Origin of the sequence: Bacillus sp. SIMBA_005 (genome assembly GCF_046535585.1) — a bacterium.
Taxonomy (GTDB): domain Bacteria; phylum Bacillota; class Bacilli; order Bacillales; family Bacillaceae; genus Bacillus; species Bacillus pumilus.
In genome coordinates, this window is sequence record NZ_JAWRWI010001227.1 from 1 (window position 1) to 233 (window position 233).

General features: G+C 44.2%; 1 protein-coding gene. It reads right to left on the bottom strand.

The genetic code is table 11. The annotated features are described in order from the left end of the window. Positions 1-233, bottom strand: a 233-nt coding sequence (locus SB660_RS23970; RefSeq protein ID WP_410585123.1) for an adenylosuccinate synthetase, incomplete at both ends; no start/stop codon positions are given.

Consider the following 233-nt stretch of genomic DNA (forward strand, 5'->3'; position numbering starts at 1 on the left):
TTTGCGTTCTTCCTCTACTTCATCCAGTTTCAGATGGTATGGAAGAATGACGTGGGCTCTGTTGCTGATTCTCAAGTTATCCGTGCTCACATTGCGTTCATGAAGATACGCAAGCTCCGTTACGAGCGCTTTCGGATCAACAACCATTCCGTTCCCGATGACACACGCTTTTGCTTTATAAAAAATTCCTGATGGGATTAAATGAAGCTTGTACGTGACGCCATCAAACTTGA